Origin of the sequence: Moraxella oblonga NBRC 102422, from assembly GCF_001598275.1 — a bacterium.
Lineage (GTDB): Bacteria > Pseudomonadota > Gammaproteobacteria > Pseudomonadales > Moraxellaceae > Moraxella > Moraxella oblonga.
In genome coordinates, this window is sequence record NZ_BCYQ01000029.1 from 1 (window position 1) to 16,507 (window position 16,507).

Consider the following 16,507-nt stretch of genomic DNA (forward strand, 5'->3'; position numbering starts at 1 on the left):
ATTGCACAAAGTTGAGATTGGTGTTAATGATGTCTTTGGTGTTTTTCCACAAATGGTCATACGGACGAGTTTTATCATGCTCAATGAGGTGTTTTAATTTGTGTTTGACGAGATTGTCGTGGGGTGGTTTGATAAAAATCCCCTAACTGCTTGATTTATCAAGCAACATTGCATCACCATAACTAAAAAAGCGATAATGCTCAGCAATGGCATGGGCATAGGCGTGTTTGATGTTGTCCGTGCCAGCAAAGGCGGATACGAGCATGAGTAGGGTGGATTTGGGTAGGTGAAAATTGGTAATGAGTCTATCTACTACTCCAAACTCATAAGGTGGATAGATAAAAATCTGCGTATCACCAGAAAATTCTGTAAGTTTACCATTGACACGGTGTAGATGAGCGGTTTCTAGGGTGCGAGTTACGGTCGTGCCAACGGCAATGATTTGTCCGCCACCTGCTTTGGTGGTGTTGATAAGATCAGCAGTTTTTTGGGGTAGATGGGCGTATTCGGCGTGCATGATGTGGTCGGATAAATTGTCCGTTTTGACAGGGGCGAATGTACCTGCACCGACATGAAGTGTAACAAAGGCTATTTGCACGCCCCTATCTTTGAGGGTTTGCAAGGTTTGCTCGTCAAAGTGTAAACTGGCGGTGGGTGAAGCAACGCTGGCTTGTTTGGCAGGGTTATGAAAGACTGTTTGATAGCGTGTGTCGTCTGTGTCATCAGCAGTGCGTTCAAAATAGGGTGGTATGGGCATCTGTCCATATTTTTCCAAATCCGCCAAAATTGGTGCATCAAATTGTAAAATAAACAGGTTTTCCGCCCGCCCACACATCACAGCACGTATGTTGCCATCTGCTAATGTTACCGTTTGCCCAAGTTTTAACGCACGACTGGCACGCACATGACAATGAGCCAACCGTTTATCGTGATCAATAATCCGCTCAACCAACACTTCTACCGCTCCACCTGTGTCTTTGACCCCAAACAGACGAGCTTTCATGACTTTGGTGTCATTGAGTACAAGCAAATCCCCTTGATTGAGCAAGTTGGGTAAATCAACAAATTGCAAATCAGTCAAAGTGTCGCCTTGTACGTGGAGTAGGCGAGAGGCGGAACGTGTGGCAAGTGGGTGGCGAGCAATCAATTCATCAGGTAAATGATAATCAAAATCAGAAGCCAATAGCGGTGCAGTCATAACAAAACCCAAAATGAAAAATGTATTTTAACAAACTTTGATATTTTTCTCCATCACTATCCGTTTAAAGGTGCTTTTATGGTAGAATTATCAGATTGATAAAAACTTTCATGAGGGCTTATCATGTTAATGAATATTCAAAATGTTACCAAACGCCCAACATCACCACACCCCGTGTTAAATTTGGGGTTTCGGGTGTTTTTTGTGGGGGCGGGTGTGTTTGCGGTGGTGAGTATGATGCTTTGGTTGTTGATTTTGCAAGGCATTGCTCCCTTTAAAAATACTCTAAATCCCTTTTATTGGCACGCTCACGAGATGATTTTTGGTTATGGGTTGGCGGTGGTGGCAGGGTTTTTGCTGACGGCGGTCAAAACTTGGACGAATCAGCCCATGCCCTATGGTTATCATTTGGGGGTTATTTTTGGGGCATGGGCTATGGCACGCCTAGCTTGGCTTGGATTGCACGCCATGCCAAGTACTCCTATGCTTGTCGTGGCGTTGGTGTTTGATGTGCTGTTTTGGGGCATGACTGCTTTTGCCGTCATCAAAGCAGTGTGGGTGGCTCGCCAAAAACGCCAAATTGGCATCGTTGCCAAATTGAATCTATTGATGATGGCTAATGTGGCTTTTTATATGGGGGTATTTACCAATCACACCAATGCCCAACAAATTGCCTTGTATGGGGCATTGTATCTTATCATTGGTGTGGTATTTACGATTGCAAGGCGTGTGTTGCCTTTTTTTATCAGTAAAGGCATTGCGGTGGACAAAGATGGCAATCCTAATGGTGTGCAAATTGAACAGCGTAATTCTGACATATTAGACAAATTAAATCTTATCAGTTTTTTTGGTTTTGTTATTGTTGATTTATTCACGTCATTGGCGACCATTGGCAGTATTTTTGCCTTAGTATGTTTTATGGTTAATGTATTGCGACTTAACAACTGGTACCATCATGGCATTTGGCAAAAACCCTTATTGTGGTCATTGGTAATTGCTTTTTTTGGCATGACGGCAAGTTTATTGTTTTTTGTGGCATCACCATTTGCCAAAACTGACATTAATTTACATTCGTTGGGTTTGCATGGTTTGGCGTTATTTGGGATTGGTGTGATGACTTTATCCATGATGTCCAGAGTGTCGCTTGGTCATACAGGGCGTAATATTCATAAACCCCCAAAATCTGTTTGGGCGATATTTATTTTGATTATTCTAAGTGCTATTTTTCGGATGGTTTTGCCGATGTTGGGTGGGGATTATATGACGTGGATTTTATCATCACAGATTTTGTGGATAATGGCATTTGCATTATTTTGTGTGGCTTATATTCCCATATTAACCAAACCAAGAACAGATGGACTGTTTGGCTAATGTAAATTATTTTTAAAATATTTAGGGCATACCCACCCTTTATGATATGATTTTCGTTGAGTGATAATTTAGAGATAAATATGGTGTTTTTATATTAATTGATTTTAAAAATGGGGCGACCTGACCACTTAATCTGATAAAATAAGATAAGTCTTGATGTTACCAGATTAAGTGGCTGGGTGTTTTTTTAAAAACTTGTCTGATATAAAACTTACGGTCTGTATTTTTTTTCTAGAAAAACGTGTGGTTTGTCTCATTTTTAATTATAATGTAAAAGGTGGGTACGCCTCATGATTAGGATTGATGATTTTATGGTGTATTTTACCAAATATTTTTAAAGGCGATTTATGACAGATACCAAAAACCAAACCCAAGAAGCATTGAGTCGTTGTATTGAGGTGTTGTTACATGCTAGTGAAACGCCACTGACTGATAGCGAATTAAAAAAACATTTACTTATCGGCGATAACGAATTGCAATTGGCATTATTGTTATTAAAAGATAGATTAAATGACAGCGTGTTGTATTTAAATAAATCCGCAAGTGGTTATCGTCTACAAATCAAGGACAGTTATAGTAAACTCATCGCCCAAGTATTTCCCGAACGCCAAGAGCATTTAAGTCAGGCGTTGCTTGAAACATTGAGCGTCATTGCCTATAAACAGCCCGTTACTCGGGGTGATATTGAGCAGATTCGTGGGGTAACGGTATCAAGTAATATTTTGCGACAGCTTTTTGATAAAGGTTGGATTGTGGAAAATGGGCATAAAGACGTATTGGGCAAACCTGCATTGTTGCACACCACCAAAGCCTTTTTGGATGCATTTGGACTAAATAGTTTAGATGAATTACCGCCATTGCCAGATTTGCAAAGTTTAAAAGTTGAGATGTAAATTACAAAATCACCCTTGTATTTTTGTGAAAAAGGGGATATGATGGTTATTTTACATTGAGAAATGTTATTTTCCACCGACAGGATTTATCATGAACGATCACATCGCACAAGGCGATAAACTTCAAAAACTGCTTGCCAATTTAGGTCTTGGTTCACGTCGCCAACTTGAAGAGATTATCAAGGCAGGGCGTGTTTCTATTAACGGTAAACTTGCCACGTTGGGCGACAGAGCTACCAGCGAAGATGAGATTCGCATTGATGGGCGACTTGTTCGTACCCATATCAAAGCCAAACGCCATCGTGTCATTGCTTATTATAAGCCCGAAGGTGAGATTTGCTCGGTGTCTGACCCTGAAGGTCGCCCTACGGTATTTGATCGTTTGCCCAAATTGACGGGCGATCGTTGGATTATGGTGGGTCGTCTGGACATCAACTCGTCTGGTTTGCTATTGTTTACTAATAATGGCGAATTGGCTCACCGTCTCATGCACCCATCTAGCGAGGTGGTACGTGAGTATGCGGTGCGTGTGCTTGGGGAGGTAACGCCCCAGATTGCCAGTCGCTTGACACAGGGTGTGGAGTTAGAAGACGGTTTGGCGAAGTTTGATGATATCAAGGCAGGTGGAGGCACGGGCGTGAACAAGTGGTATCACGTCAGCCTAAAAGAAGGACGCAAACGAGAAGTTCGCCGTATGTTTGAATCCCAAGAACTCAAAGTTTCTCGTCTGATTCGTACTCGCTATGGCTCGGTGGTGTTGCCCAAAGAGCTAAAAACAGGACGGTTTATTGAGCTTGATGCCAAAGAAATTGCCAAATTGAGTGATTTGGTTGGTATTCGTGCCAAAGGAGCGGGACTTACCACCGCCACCAAAGAAAAACAGGCTCGCATTCACAAAAAGCCGTTGTCTACCCGTGAGGTTCGTCAAAGTCGTGAAAGTCAACAAAAACGCCGTGATAAATCCGACAAAACACCCAAATTCAATCTTACCAAAGCTAAATTTTTAAAGGTGGATTAAAAACCACTTGAAAATTTTCAATGATGTGTTATAATTATCAGATTGGTGAAGTGGCTGAGTGGTCGAAAGCGCACGCCTGGAAAGTGTGTATACGTTAATAGCGTATCGAGGGTTCAAATCCCTCCTTCACCGCCATATCAAATCCCCCGCTTTTTAGTGGGGTATTGTCTTTATATCTATCATCGCAATAGACGCATTTCCCCACACCTGATGGATTGCCCAATAAGTGCCACAACGCCAAATATTCATCAGACCGTTGCATTTGCCCAGTGCTTGTAAATATACTTAATTCATATCAAAATCACACAACTAAATCAAAGGGTGAAGCGGTTTTCCGCCATGGTTTGACAAGCTCACCACAAACAAAAATCATAACAATTTTGAAGTTCGGTTGATATATCATTAAATTAATTGTTGTTGTATATAATAACGCAAAAAATCAATCATAAAGACGATTTTTTTGATAAAAATACAATTTTATGATATAATGGAAGTTTTTATAAAGTAATTATTGATTACTTTCTCATATTAAAGATTTATCCCAATATAGGTAATTTTATGACCACTCCAACCATCAATGTGATGATTAGTGCTGATGACATCGCCAAAAAAGTACAAGAACTTGGTAAGCAAATTAGTGAGCATTATGCCAGTAGTGATAAAGAGTTGATTTTAATTGGATTGCTTCGTGGCTCGGTGATTTTTATGGCGGATTTGTGTCGTGTTATTGATAAACCACATGAGCTTGATTTTATGACGGTATCTAGCTATGGTTCTGGCACAGTTTCAAGTGGTGAAATTAAAATTGTGCAGGATTTGGGCAGTAAGATTCATGGCAAAGATGTGTTGATTGTGGAGGATATCATTGATTCTGGTCGTACGCTATCTAAGGTTATGGAGATTTTGAAAACTCGTGAGCCAAATTCTATTGAGATTTGCACATTGGTTAGCAAGCCTTCTTGCCGTGAAATACAAATGGATGTGAAGTTTTTGGGTTTTGAAGTAGAGGATAAATTTATTGTGGGTTATGGATTGGATTATGACCAAAAATATCGCCATGTACCATTCATTGGTGAAATTGGGCTTTAATTACTGACCACTCAAAATCATTACTTTACCATATTTTTAAACCCCATCGTCTGCTTGGGGTTTTTTTTGTTGATTAATCAAGTGGTTGATTTTGAATAAAACGTCAATAATTTTTAGATTTGGTTGTTGTTTTGATGTGAGTATAATTTTCAAATGTGATAAAGTTTAGTATAATGGTAATATTTATCCAAATCCAAGAGCTGTTATGAATATTCAAGCCTTACTTTCCTCACATTTTGCAAATGCCATGACTCATGTGGGCGTAGATAGCGGTGCAGATCCTGTCATTAAACAATCAAGCAAACCTCAATTTGGAGATTATCAAGCCAATGGCATGATGGGTATTGCCAAAAAAATGGGGGTCAACCCAAGAGAATTTGCCCAAAAAGTGCTGGACGAACTTGACCAAAGCCAAACCTTGAATGGCATCGTTGATAAATTGGAAATTGCAGGACCGGGCTTTATCAATATTTTTTTAAATGGTGAATTTTTAGCCAAATCCGCCCAAACTGCTCGCACCGATGAACAGCTAGGCATCGCCAAAATTCAACACGACACCATTGTGGTTGATTATTCATCACCCAATGTCGCCAAAGAGATGCACGTGGGGCATTTGCGTGGCACTATTATTGGCGATAGTGTGGTACGTACCTTAGAATTTTTGGGCAATAAAGTCATTCGTGCCAACCACATCGGTGATTGGGGGACACAGTTTGGTATGTTGATTGCTTATCTAGAAAAATTTGAAAGTGAAAATGGCGAAAATGCAAGTGATATGGCACTTGCTGACATTGAAAATTTCTACCGCAACGCCAAAGCCTTGTATGATAAAGATGAGCAATTTGCCGAAACATCAAGACAGTATGTCGTCCGCCTACAAAGTGGTGATGAAGCCATGCTTGCCAAATGGCGACAGTTGGTTGATTTGACAATGACCCAATGTCAGGCTTTGTATGACCGTTTGGGCGTAACCTTGTCGCCCAAAGACACGATGGGTGAGAGTCTATATAACCCCATGCTAAAAGATGTGGTGGAAAGCCTAAAAAAACAAGGTCTTGCCGTAGAAGATGATGGGGCAATGGTCGTCTATATGGACGAATTTAAAAATAAAGAGGGTGAACCGCTTGGTGTAATTATCCAAAAAAATGATGGCGGTTATCTATATACCACCACCGACATCGCTGCCGCCCAATACCGCAAACACACATTAAACGCTGACCGTGTGATTTTATTCACAGACGCTCGCCAAGCCCAACATTCCAAGCAGGCATGGGGCATTGCCAAAATGGGTGGATTTGTACCACAAGATTTTGAGATGGTACACCATACTTTTGGTATGATGCTTGGCAAAGACGGTAAGCCCTTTAAAACTCGCTCTGGTGATACAGTCAAACTAGCTGATTTGCTAGATGAAGCCATAGAGCGTGCAACCGCACTCATTAATGAACGCCAAAGCGATCTATCTGAGCAAGAAAAACAAGCCGTTATCAATGCTGTTGCTATTGGGGCGGTCAAATATGCTGACCTGTCCAAGAACCGTAATACTGATTATGTCTTTGACTGGGATACCATGTTGTCCTTTGAAGGTAATACCGCTCCGTATATGCAATATGCTTACACCCGAGTGCGGTCAATTTTTGCCAAAGCAGGGGTCAATGGCGATGAGCTGACAGGCAATATCATCATCAATGATGATAATGAGCGAGCCTTAGCCATAAAATTGTTGCAATTTGAAGAATGTCTCATCACCACCGCCAAAGATGCCTTACCAAATACGTTGGCTTTATATTTATATGAATTGGCAGGGGTGTTTTCAGCATTTTATGAGCATTGTCCGATTTTGACTGCTGATGAACCAATCAAATCCAGTCGTTTACAACTTGCTGATTTGACCGCCAAAACCTTAAAGCAGGGGCTAGAACTCTTGGGTATCAAGACAGTAGAGAGAATGTAAAAAGAACTTAGGTAGATTTTATTTATCCTTTTTATCAAGATACCATGACCCTAATCCCAAAAAGCATTGCCAGCGATACTGTTAAATATCAAAAATGGCAAAATAAATTTTTACTGATTGGTATTTTTATTTTGTTGATATTAACAGTATTTGCTCCCTTACCTTTTGGGGTGTTGTTGATATTTGGTTTTGTGCGTTATCATCATGTAGAAAAAATATATCAAGCCACCGCTCACGAGGTGATTGATGATGGTGTAGGGCTAATGATTGACAATGGTCGGGTGAAGACACATATTGCCTATCGTGATATTGTGGCGATAGATTATGAGTATCATTTTTTTATTTTTAAAAATAATGTTGTCAAATTGACACTCAAACCCAATGATGGCTTGGGCGATACGGTATATTTTATTAGTTGGGCAGACAGTTGTAATCATGACCGAGAATTTCGCCTAAACCCAATGACTCAAACCCCAGAAACCCTAGCGTGGGTACAGATGATTAAGGAAAAAGCAAATTTATGAAATCAGATGAACCTTTATTAAAAGTCCGAGCCGATAAATGGCTGTGGGCGGCTAGATTTTTTAAAACCCGCACACTCGCCAAAGAAGCGATAGAAGGTGGTAAAGTCCACATGAATGGTCAAAAAATCAAAGTCAGTAAAGAGCTACAGGTGGGCGATACTTTGTCCATTCGTCAAGGACACGCCACTCGTTTGGAGGAAAAGGTGATTGTTATTAAAGCCTTATCCGAAAACAGGGGTAATGCCACCGTTGCCCAAACACTCTACGAGGAGACGGCTGAGAGCGTGGCGACTCGTGAGTTTTTTGCTGAGCAACGCAAACTACAAAACCTTGCTCGTCCTGACACAAAACCTGATAAAAAACAACGCCGAGATTTGCAAAAATTTAACAGTCAGTGGTAGGTGGTATGGATTATGGGCGTGTTGTTATTTTTTTCTTAGATTTGGGTGTTTTTGTATTGATATGTGTAAATCTACGATGGTTTAAAAGTCGCTAAATGCACATTATCATATGTAAATAGCCATATGTTTTGATAAAATGTTGCACTTAACAATGGGAATTGTGTTACAATTACTAAAATAAAAAAGGACTTATCATGACCTTAGATTTACAAACCATAGAAAACATCGCCCCCGACCAAGCCTCCCTCTCCTCCGCCAAAAAACTCCTCTCCCCAAGCAAATGGAGCGGACAAGGTTCTTGTGCGACCACGCACACCGTATGGGGCGAGTGTCAAGGTTCAGGTTCAAAGCCCTACTATGTTACGGTAGATGTTGCTGATATTGGTTACAAATGTACTTGCCCCTCTCGTAAATTCCCCTGCAAACACGCCCTTGCCCTGATGTGGCGATATGTTGATGATTCATCGCCCTTTGTGCCAAGCCCCACGCCTGATTGGGTGTCGGACTGGCTAGGCAGACGGCGAAAAGTGAGCAAAAGCGACACGCCAGAGCCAACCAAGCAAACCCAAAAATCCATCGCCCTTGCTGACAGCGACACCACCGATTCCAGTCTGCTTGACCCCAAAAAAGCCGAGCAAGCCAAAAAACGAGCCGAAAAAGTCAAAGCCACCACTGATGCTCAAATTACAGCAGGGCTTGGTGAATTTGTCGGCTGGCTTGACGACCAAGTACGGCTTGGTATGGGGGTGTTTTTGGATAAGGCAAGTGAACGCAGTCGCCAAATTTCAGCTCGTCTTGTTGATGCCAAAGTAGGCGGGCTATCGTCTATGGTGGACGAATTGCCATCTATACTGCACAATACCCCAAAGGCGGACAGGGCAAGCGTTGCCTTTGCAATCTTTGGGCGGTGGTATCTTTTATGTCAAGCGTGGCAAAAAAATCCTGATGACCCCGATGTTCGCCGTATCATTACCAAAGCTGAGGACAAAGAAACCGTGCTTTTGGGCTTGCCCCTGTCGGTGGTGGGAGCGTGGCTGGTGGTGGGCGAGAAGGTGGAGACACGCCGAGATGGGCTGATTAGCCATGCCACTTATTTGGTGCGACTTTTGGACGAAAATTTGGCGGACGAAAATAGCGACATTGCCACGCCAACCACTGCCGTGCTTTTAGATTTTCAGCACCCAAGCGGTGGGGTTAAACGCACCACAGGCAAGGTTGGCTCGGTGATGGCGGGACGGCTTGTTTATTATCCCAGTCGTGTGCCGTTTCGGGCGTTTTTTGAGACGGTGGAGACCAAATTTATCAACGCCAGCACTTCTTATTATGACCCTGCGGTCAAAGTGGCGGACAGCGATACGCTACCGCCCACCCCCATGCTTTGTTCACAAAAATTAGCCACCGCCTACGCCACCCAATTAACCCACCTTGCTTGGGCGAATGAATTTTTGTACACTGGGGGCAAGGGACGACTTGCCAAAGATGAGCGAGGGCGGTTTTGGTATATAAATGATGGCGAAACCATTTTGTTAAAAAACAATGAGTTATCCGAGCTTGTGTTATCATTGGACATTGAGTCTGCCTTTATTTTGTGGGACGGACGAGCAGGCGAGCTACTTAGTGTGCAGACAAAATGGGGGCTATTGGCATGCTGAGTTTATGCCACCAATGACACCACAAAAGCCATTCATAATTCAAAGCCAAAACGATGCGTTGTACGCACCTTACGCCCAATATTGGTTTTGTTGTATTTTTTATATCTTGGTGTTCAATAATGGATTATAATCCTATGATAAATAAAGAAAAAATAGACCAATTTTATGCCAAATTGATGATTGCCAATGATGGCATTAGCGAGCCTTTGCCCTTTGGGGACGAGTTGTCCACGCTTGGCAAAATCACGCTCATTAGCCAGTTTGAAATGATGATGTACGACCACGCCCCAAGTGGCGAGCTGATGCATGCCAAGCCTTTGCCAGAGCTTGATTTGCCTGTATTGCCAAAACATCTTTGGCGACTTTTGGGGCAGGTGTTTGAACAATGTCGTGATAATTATCTTACGATGGTGCGACTTTTGATGTTTATTCACAAGCGAGGCTATGGCGTGCCACCGACCGTCTGGCTACCGCCCAAACAGATGAAAACTAACTTTAATGACTCAGACGGTATGAATTTTGAGGGCGAATTACCAAGCCCTTATCTGGCGTGGCTGGCGTGGGTCAATGGCGAACAAACCACCGCCCCTGATGAGTCATTGACGGCGGATAATTGGGACGAATTTTATCCTGCCCAAAGGCTTAAACTGCTAAAAAATTTACGCCAAAGCGACCCCAAAACCTCCCTTGATTTGATTGCTAATTTTGCCCCAAGCGAAGTGGCAGAAAAACGACTGGATTTGGTGGAAGTATTGTCCATCAATTTATCGGACGATGACAAAGCATTTTTACAAAGTTTAAATAAAGACCGCTCACAAAAAGTCAAAGAACTTGCCAAAACTTTATTGGCAAGATTGGGCGAATTTGATAATGAAGATAAACTTGCCGATGACTTATTTGATGAATTGGAAATGACAGGGGACGGTATTGCTTTTAAAGCCACCAAAAATAACAAAAAACGCCAAAATAATTTTGAAAATTTAAAAAAGGTCAATTTATTTGCCCTTGCCAAAAAATTTGAGTTGTCGTTTTTAGATTTTGTGCTGGCGTGGGATTTTAAACATGGTCACAATTATCATCATTATTATGATGTTAATGCTGTGCTGTTGGAGCGAGCCGTGCCATTATTGGGCGATGAGGAGGTGCAAAAAGTCGCCACCATGCTCATGCCTATCATGCTCAAAAACAGCTCTTTGTATTGGCAAAAAATGCGTGCCAGATTGCCTGTGTCATTTCGTCAAGAATTTGCCGACAAATTATTTACTAGGGGCGAGGGTTTTTTAGACTTATTGAGTGTGATGCCTAATCAATTACAAATTAGTGCCAAAGCATTGCAAATCAGTAGCAGTTATAAAAAAATGATTGCCAATATTCAAAAATGGCAAGAAAAAAATTCAGGCTATATTGATGATTATCATATTTGCCAAGAAGTCCGTGCCTTAGGATTACTTGTGGGTCAAGACACCGCCAAAGAATGCCTTGCTCATTTAGAAACATTAGGCATTATGAAAACCGACCCTGTTTTATCTGTATTGCATTTAAATGCGTTATTGGATAATAAAGATTAATGTTTGGTAGGGGCAAATTGCAATTTGCCCTTACAAAAAAATATCACTCATTTTATTTAAAGGAAATTTTTATGACCGAAATTCTCCGCCAACCCGCTGAAGTCATTTACGCCCACGAGCTATCCGCCCTAAAAGCAGACGACACCAGTCCAAAGCCCACAGGTTGGGAACTCTCCCCCCAAGCCGTTGTCAAATATTTAATGGGTGGCACGACCTCAGATGGCACTGTCATTAGCGAAAAATATGTCGGCAACCGTAAGCTCATTGAGACGGCGGTGGCGACTTTGGCAACTGACCGAGCCTTACTGCTTTTGGGCGTTCCGGGGACGGCAAAATCGTGGGTTTCTGAGCATTTGTCGGCAGGGATTTGTGGCGACAGTACAAGGGTTATCCAATGCACCGCAGGCACAGACGAAAACCAAATCCGCTACGGCTGGAACTACGCCCAGCTCCTTGCCAAAGGTCCAAGCCGTGAGGCTCTTGTGCCAACGCCCCTATTTCGTGCGATGCAGGACGGCACGCTATGTCGCCTAGAAGAGCTGACCCGTATGGGTTCTGATGTCCAAGATACGCTTATTACCGTGCTTTCTGAAAAAATGATGCCAATCGCTGAACTAAACGATGCCGTCTATGCCAAACGGGGTTTTAATGTCATTGCCACCGCCAACAACCGAGATAAGGGCGTCAATGAGCTGTCATCTGCTCTAAAACGCCGTTTTAATGTCGTGGTATTGCCCCTGCCTGATGATATGAATGAAGAAATTGCCATTGTCAGTAAGCGAGTGGCGGAAATGGGTCATAGCCTAGAATTGCCCGTCCCTGCCAACACCAGCGAGGAGATTGGCAAGGTGATTACGATGTTCCGTGAACTGCGTGGGGGCGAGACCTTAGATGGTAAAATCGCCCTAAAAACGCCTACGGGCAACCTCTCCACCGCCGAAGCCATTGCGGTGATGGTTGGCAGTTTGTCGCAGTCGCATTGGTTTGAAAATGGGGCATTGTTGTCGGCAGAGATTGTCAGTCAAAATATGCTTGGGGCAATCATCAAAGACCCTGTGCAAGACAAAGCGGTCTTGGAAGAATATTTGGAAACGGTGTTAAAAAAACGCAAAGACTATGCTAAGTTTTATCATAGTATGAATGAGCTTCTATAATCAAAACCCTTATGGGAAATTGTGATGGAAAAAGTTTCGCTCTTGTGGCTTTTGTGTACGCTTGTTACTTGTCCTGCTGACGATGTCAAAAAAGACAAGGGCAATGCGTCCGCTCCAAAGCCCACGCCCATACCCACTTTGCCTGTTCCGCCTTTGACATACACCCACCAAAAATGGGAGCAGGATAGGCAGTGGACTGGCGAGACAACTTTGTCTAAGGAAAAAGGGCAATCTTGGGCGAACTTGCCTTTTGACAAAACCACGCTCCTTTGACAAAACCACGCTCCTTGAAGTTAGGTTGGCAAAAGGCTTGCACAACCCTTGGGGTTATGGCAATCAAGGCGGACGCTTGCATGCTGTTTATACACACGACCACACCTTTCCTGTGGTATTGCCTCCACGCTACCTAGAAAACGGTTACGAATGGCGAGCCTATGAGTCATTTAATCTGGGCAGTAACTCGCTGTTTTGGGTGGGCGTGCCAAGCAACAAACACGCAGATTATGTTTATGAAGTGGCTGATGATGGCAAATATTACATCAAAATCAACATTTTCCCCAGAGACAATCCCAATGCTCCTTTATATGAGCAACGCCTAGCATTAGAGGAAGTTTCCGAGCATATCATCGTCAACCCAAACAATTATGGCGATGAATTAAATGGCGTTTTTGCCAACATGGCGGACGAAAAAGCGACCGAATGGGGCGGTGGCAGATACCATTTTAAATCGCCGTCATTATCAAGTTTGCACCCCCACATTCGCCCTGATGACTTAGTGCTGGGCGAGGGTTGTCAATGGCAAAAAACCGACAGACAAGACATCTACCAATGGGGCAAGGCTCGGATTAACTGGCAGGGGCGTGAACTCAAACACGCCAAAACCTTTTGTTCGGACAAACTCGTGGCGGTGGCGTATTTGCTAGAAAGGGACGAGGTGGGGCGTGATGGTCAATCAAAAAGAGTGATTGACGCAAGACTGCTTGTCAATGTCTTTGACAAAGAAACGCTCACGCCCTTTGACGGTGTTTATCTAGAAACCTACATCGAGCATGACCTAAAAGATGGCTTGGTGGCAGGCACCATTGACATCAAAGAAATCAAAGTGGCAAAGAGTGGTGATGAGTATCGGGTCATTGCCAAACTAAGTAACGGCAAAACGGTTCAATATCAATAAATAAGGATAATTTGGTTTCAACCAATAAAAAGAGACAACGATGAAAAACATTCATTATTTTGGCATTCGTCATCACGGAGTGGGTTCGTCAAAACGCCTATTATCCGCCCTTGACCGCCTACAACCCAAAAAGGTCTTGATTGAGGGGGCGAGCGACTGCACCGACTTGCTCCCACTGCTCGCTCACGCTGACATGCGTCCGCCTGTGGCACTCTTGGCCTATGCCAGCGAGTTGCCCGAATGTCATTTTTATTATCCTTTTGCCAAGTTTTCGCCTGAGTACCAAGCGGTGCTATGGGCGGTCAAACACGGGGCAGAAGTGGTGTTTATTGATTTGCCTGTGGCGGTCAATTTGGCAATTGAAATTGAAAAATTAGAACAATTAAAAGCACAAGCAAATGCTGATGAGCTGGCAGAGACCGATGGTGGTGTGGTTGGCGATAAGGCGGACGAGCCAAACAAGCCAAGTGAAAAAAGCGGTGGGTCAGATAATGAATTTCATAATCAGTCAAACAATGAAACAAACGATGAGCCAAGCGATGAGACATTGAGCCAATTACGCTTTGACCCTATTGGTGTGGTAGGCAGATTGGCGGGCTATCATGATGGCGAGAGTTTTTGGAATGATGTCATTGAGCAATCTACCGATGACGATGTGGCGGTGTTTGGGGCGGTTCATCAGATGATGAGAGCCTTACGCCAAAAGGTGCTGGACGAAAAGGCATTGGACGAAAAGACAGGTGTGCCTGATGATGAACACGAAAACTGGCGTGAGGCGTTTATGCGTCAAGAAATCAGACGGCATAGCAAAGACTTGGGCGATGGCGACTGTGTGGCGGTGGTGTGTGGGGCGTGGCATATTCCTGCATTGTCGCCCCAATTTGCCCTAACCGATGATGGCAAGGTCTTGGAATATACGGTCAAATCCGACACCGCCCTTTTAAAATCCTTACCCAAAAAACTTGCCCCCTCAAAACTCAAAACCACTTGGATTCCCTACACCATGCCACGCCTTGCCAGTTTTGGTTATGGGGCAGGCGTAGATGCTCCGATGTGGTATCAGCATTTGTGGGAAAACAGTACAAATGTACACGAAAACTGGCTAACCCACATCGCCAATGCCCTGCGAGAGCGAGGGCAGGTCATCTCCACCGCCTCTGTGATAGAGGCGACACGGCTTGCGATGAGTCTTGCGGTGGTGCGTGGCAGGCGAGTGGTGGGTTTTGAGGAGCTGACTGAGGCGGTGGTGGCGTGTTTGTGCTTTGGTGAATCGTTGGTGTGGGAACAGATTGCCGATGAGGTATTACTTGGCAAGGCGGTGGGGAGTGTGCCGAGTGAGTTGCCCTTAGCTCCGCTTTTGGAGGACTTGGAGCGACTACAAAAACAAACCAAACTCAAACCTGAGGCAATCCCCAAAGAGATTGATGTGGATTTGCGAAGTGAGATTGGGCTTAAAAAATCACACCTACTCCACCGCCTTGCCATTTTGGGCGTGAACTGGGGTGAGCAACGCCACACGGGGAGTAGTCGTGGGACTTTTCGTGAACGCTGGGAGATTTGCTGGGAGCCTGAATTTTCGGTGGCTTTGGTGGAAAATTTGGTCTATGGTACGACCATTTTTGAGGCAAGTGCCAACCGTTTGATGGAGGTCATCAACCAAACCGATGAGCTTGATGTGCTGGTGGGTCAAGTGCAAACCGCCTTGCAAGCAGGACTTGATAAATCGGCAATGGCAGGTATCAAACGCCTAGCAGATAAGGCGACTCATACCGACAATGTGCTAAGTTTGTTAAAAAGCCTGTCGCCACTTATCCACCTTGAACGCTATGGTACAGCCCGCAAGGTGTCGCTGGATAAGGTGGGCGAGCTGGTGTATGAGCTGACGGTCAAGGCGAGTGTGGGCTTGCCCTATGCCATCAAAAACATCAATGATGACGAGGCGAGCGACTATCATCGCCATGTACTTGAAGTGCATACCGCCCTTAAACTGACTCAAAATGATGATTTGGGCGAAGTGTGGTGGCAATCGCTTGGCGAGGTGGTGTCAGGCATTCAAAATGGAAGCGTGGATAATGGACATTTTCAGGTGGTGGGGCTTGCTTGCCGTTTGCTTTATGAAAATGACGAATTGTCCGATGAAGTGCTTGGGCTGATTTTACAAAAAACTTTGTCGCCTTCGCTAGGGGCAAACCAGTCCGCTCGTTTTTTTGAAGGGTTTTTTCTGGGGGCGACCGAGCAACTTTTGTACAACAAGCCTTTGCTAAATGCCCTAGAAAACTGGATTTTGTCCTTAGATGAGGAGGATTTTACTCAGTATTTGCCCCTGTTTCGCCGTGTGTTTAGTGGGCTTGACAGCACCGAGAAAAAACGCCTACTTGATGTGATTTTTGGGGCAGGCGGGGCGGACGATGCCTTTGTTTATCACGATGAGCTTGGTGGACTTTGGGAGGCACAGTTGGCGAATTTGGTGGGGATTTTGGGGTGATAAATCCAAAATAATTACCAAACAAC

General features: G+C 43.8%; 15 protein-coding genes and 1 tRNA gene. 14 read left to right on the forward strand and 2 right to left on the reverse strand.

Going from position 1 to position 16,507, the window contains the following annotated elements; genetic code table 11:
- Positions 1–142: 142 nt before the first annotated feature.
- Entirely contained in the window at positions 143–1,198 is a 1,056-nt protein-coding gene (queA, locus tag MOB01S_RS08525; protein ID WP_066803935.1) for a tRNA preQ1(34) S-adenosylmethionine ribosyltransferase-isomerase QueA, read from the reverse strand.
- Between the two features lie 123 nt (positions 1,199–1,321).
- On the opposite strand from queA, the gene MOB01S_RS08530 reads away from it, so the two are divergent.
- The 4 genes from MOB01S_RS08530 to MOB01S_RS08545 all read left to right on the forward strand — a co-directional run bounded on the left by MOB01S_RS08530 (position 1,322) and on the right by MOB01S_RS08545 (position 4,615).
- Positions 1,322–2,569, forward strand: coding sequence for an NnrS family protein (locus tag MOB01S_RS08530; protein WP_066803938.1), 1,248 nt, complete (start codon positions 1,322–1,324; stop codon positions 2,567–2,569).
- 347 nt (positions 2,570–2,916) lie between these two features.
- Positions 2,917–3,462, forward strand: coding sequence for an SMC-Scp complex subunit ScpB (gene scpB, locus MOB01S_RS08535; protein WP_066803941.1), 546 nt, complete (start codon positions 2,917–2,919; stop codon positions 3,460–3,462).
- 91 nt (positions 3,463–3,553) lie between these two features.
- On the forward strand, positions 3,554–4,480 hold the full coding sequence (rluB, locus tag MOB01S_RS08540; protein WP_066803943.1) for a 23S rRNA pseudouridine(2605) synthase RluB: 927 nt from the start codon (positions 3,554–3,556) through the stop codon (positions 4,478–4,480).
- A gap of 44 nt (positions 4,481–4,524) precedes the next feature.
- Positions 4,525–4,615: transfer RNA gene (locus MOB01S_RS08545), tRNA-Ser, on the forward strand.
- Here the strand turns inward: MOB01S_RS08545 and MOB01S_RS12360 are convergent.
- Positions 4,575–4,742 (reverse strand): hypothetical protein, encoded by a 168-nt coding sequence (locus MOB01S_RS12360; RefSeq protein WP_157073945.1) that lies wholly within the window; start codon positions 4,740–4,742, stop codon positions 4,575–4,577. The genes MOB01S_RS08545 and MOB01S_RS12360 overlap by 41 nt on opposite strands.
- Positions 4,743–5,038: 296 nt before the next feature.
- On the opposite strand from MOB01S_RS12360, the gene hpt reads away from it, so the two are divergent.
- From hpt to MOB01S_RS08595, 10 genes are all read left to right on the forward strand, one after another.
- On the forward strand, positions 5,039–5,569 hold the full coding sequence (hpt, locus tag MOB01S_RS08550; RefSeq protein ID WP_066803945.1) for a hypoxanthine phosphoribosyltransferase: 531 nt from the start codon (positions 5,039–5,041) through the stop codon (positions 5,567–5,569).
- A 205-nt stretch (positions 5,570–5,774) separates the two neighbouring features.
- Entirely contained in the window at positions 5,775–7,523 is a 1,749-nt protein-coding gene (gene argS / locus MOB01S_RS08555; protein ID WP_066803947.1) for an arginine--tRNA ligase, read from the forward strand.
- A 44-nt stretch (positions 7,524–7,567) separates the two neighbouring features.
- On the forward strand, positions 7,568–8,047 hold the full coding sequence (locus tag MOB01S_RS08560; RefSeq protein WP_066803949.1) for a hypothetical protein: 480 nt from the start codon (positions 7,568–7,570) through the stop codon (positions 8,045–8,047).
- A complete protein-coding gene (locus MOB01S_RS08565) occupies positions 8,044–8,448 on the forward strand; it encodes an RNA-binding S4 domain-containing protein (protein ID WP_066803959.1) in 405 nt (134 codons plus the stop codon). Before MOB01S_RS08560 ends, MOB01S_RS08565 begins: the two co-directional genes overlap by 4 nt.
- Positions 8,449–8,642: 194 nt before the next feature.
- On the forward strand, positions 8,643–10,100 hold the full coding sequence (locus MOB01S_RS08570) for an SWIM zinc finger family protein (protein WP_066803962.1): 1,458 nt from the start codon (positions 8,643–8,645) through the stop codon (positions 10,098–10,100).
- Positions 10,101–10,219: 119 nt separating this feature from the next.
- Positions 10,220–11,668: a DUF5691 domain-containing protein gene (locus MOB01S_RS08575; RefSeq protein ID WP_066803965.1), complete on the forward strand. Its 1,449-nt coding sequence runs from the start codon at positions 10,220–10,222 to the stop codon at positions 11,666–11,668.
- A 71-nt stretch (positions 11,669–11,739) separates the two neighbouring features.
- Entirely contained in the window at positions 11,740–12,822 is a 1,083-nt protein-coding gene (locus MOB01S_RS08580; RefSeq protein WP_066804023.1) for an ATP-binding protein, read from the forward strand.
- 24 nt (positions 12,823–12,846) lie between these two features.
- Positions 12,847–13,095 carry a hypothetical protein gene (locus MOB01S_RS08585; RefSeq protein WP_066803970.1) on the forward strand — a complete coding sequence of 83 codons (249 nt, stop codon included), beginning with the start codon at positions 12,847–12,849 and terminating at the stop codon, positions 13,093–13,095.
- Positions 13,073–13,996, forward strand: a complete 924-nt coding sequence (locus MOB01S_RS08590) for a hypothetical protein (protein ID WP_066803972.1) — start codon at positions 13,073–13,075, stop codon at positions 13,994–13,996. The genes MOB01S_RS08585 and MOB01S_RS08590 overlap by 23 nt, the downstream gene beginning before the upstream one ends.
- Positions 13,997–14,036: 40 nt before the next feature.
- The gene (locus tag MOB01S_RS08595) at positions 14,037–16,481 is read left to right on the forward strand and encodes a DUF5682 family protein (protein WP_066803974.1); all 2,445 of its coding nucleotides are present in this window, start codon (positions 14,037–14,039) and stop codon (positions 16,479–16,481) included.
- Positions 16,482–16,507 lie beyond the last annotated feature (26 nt).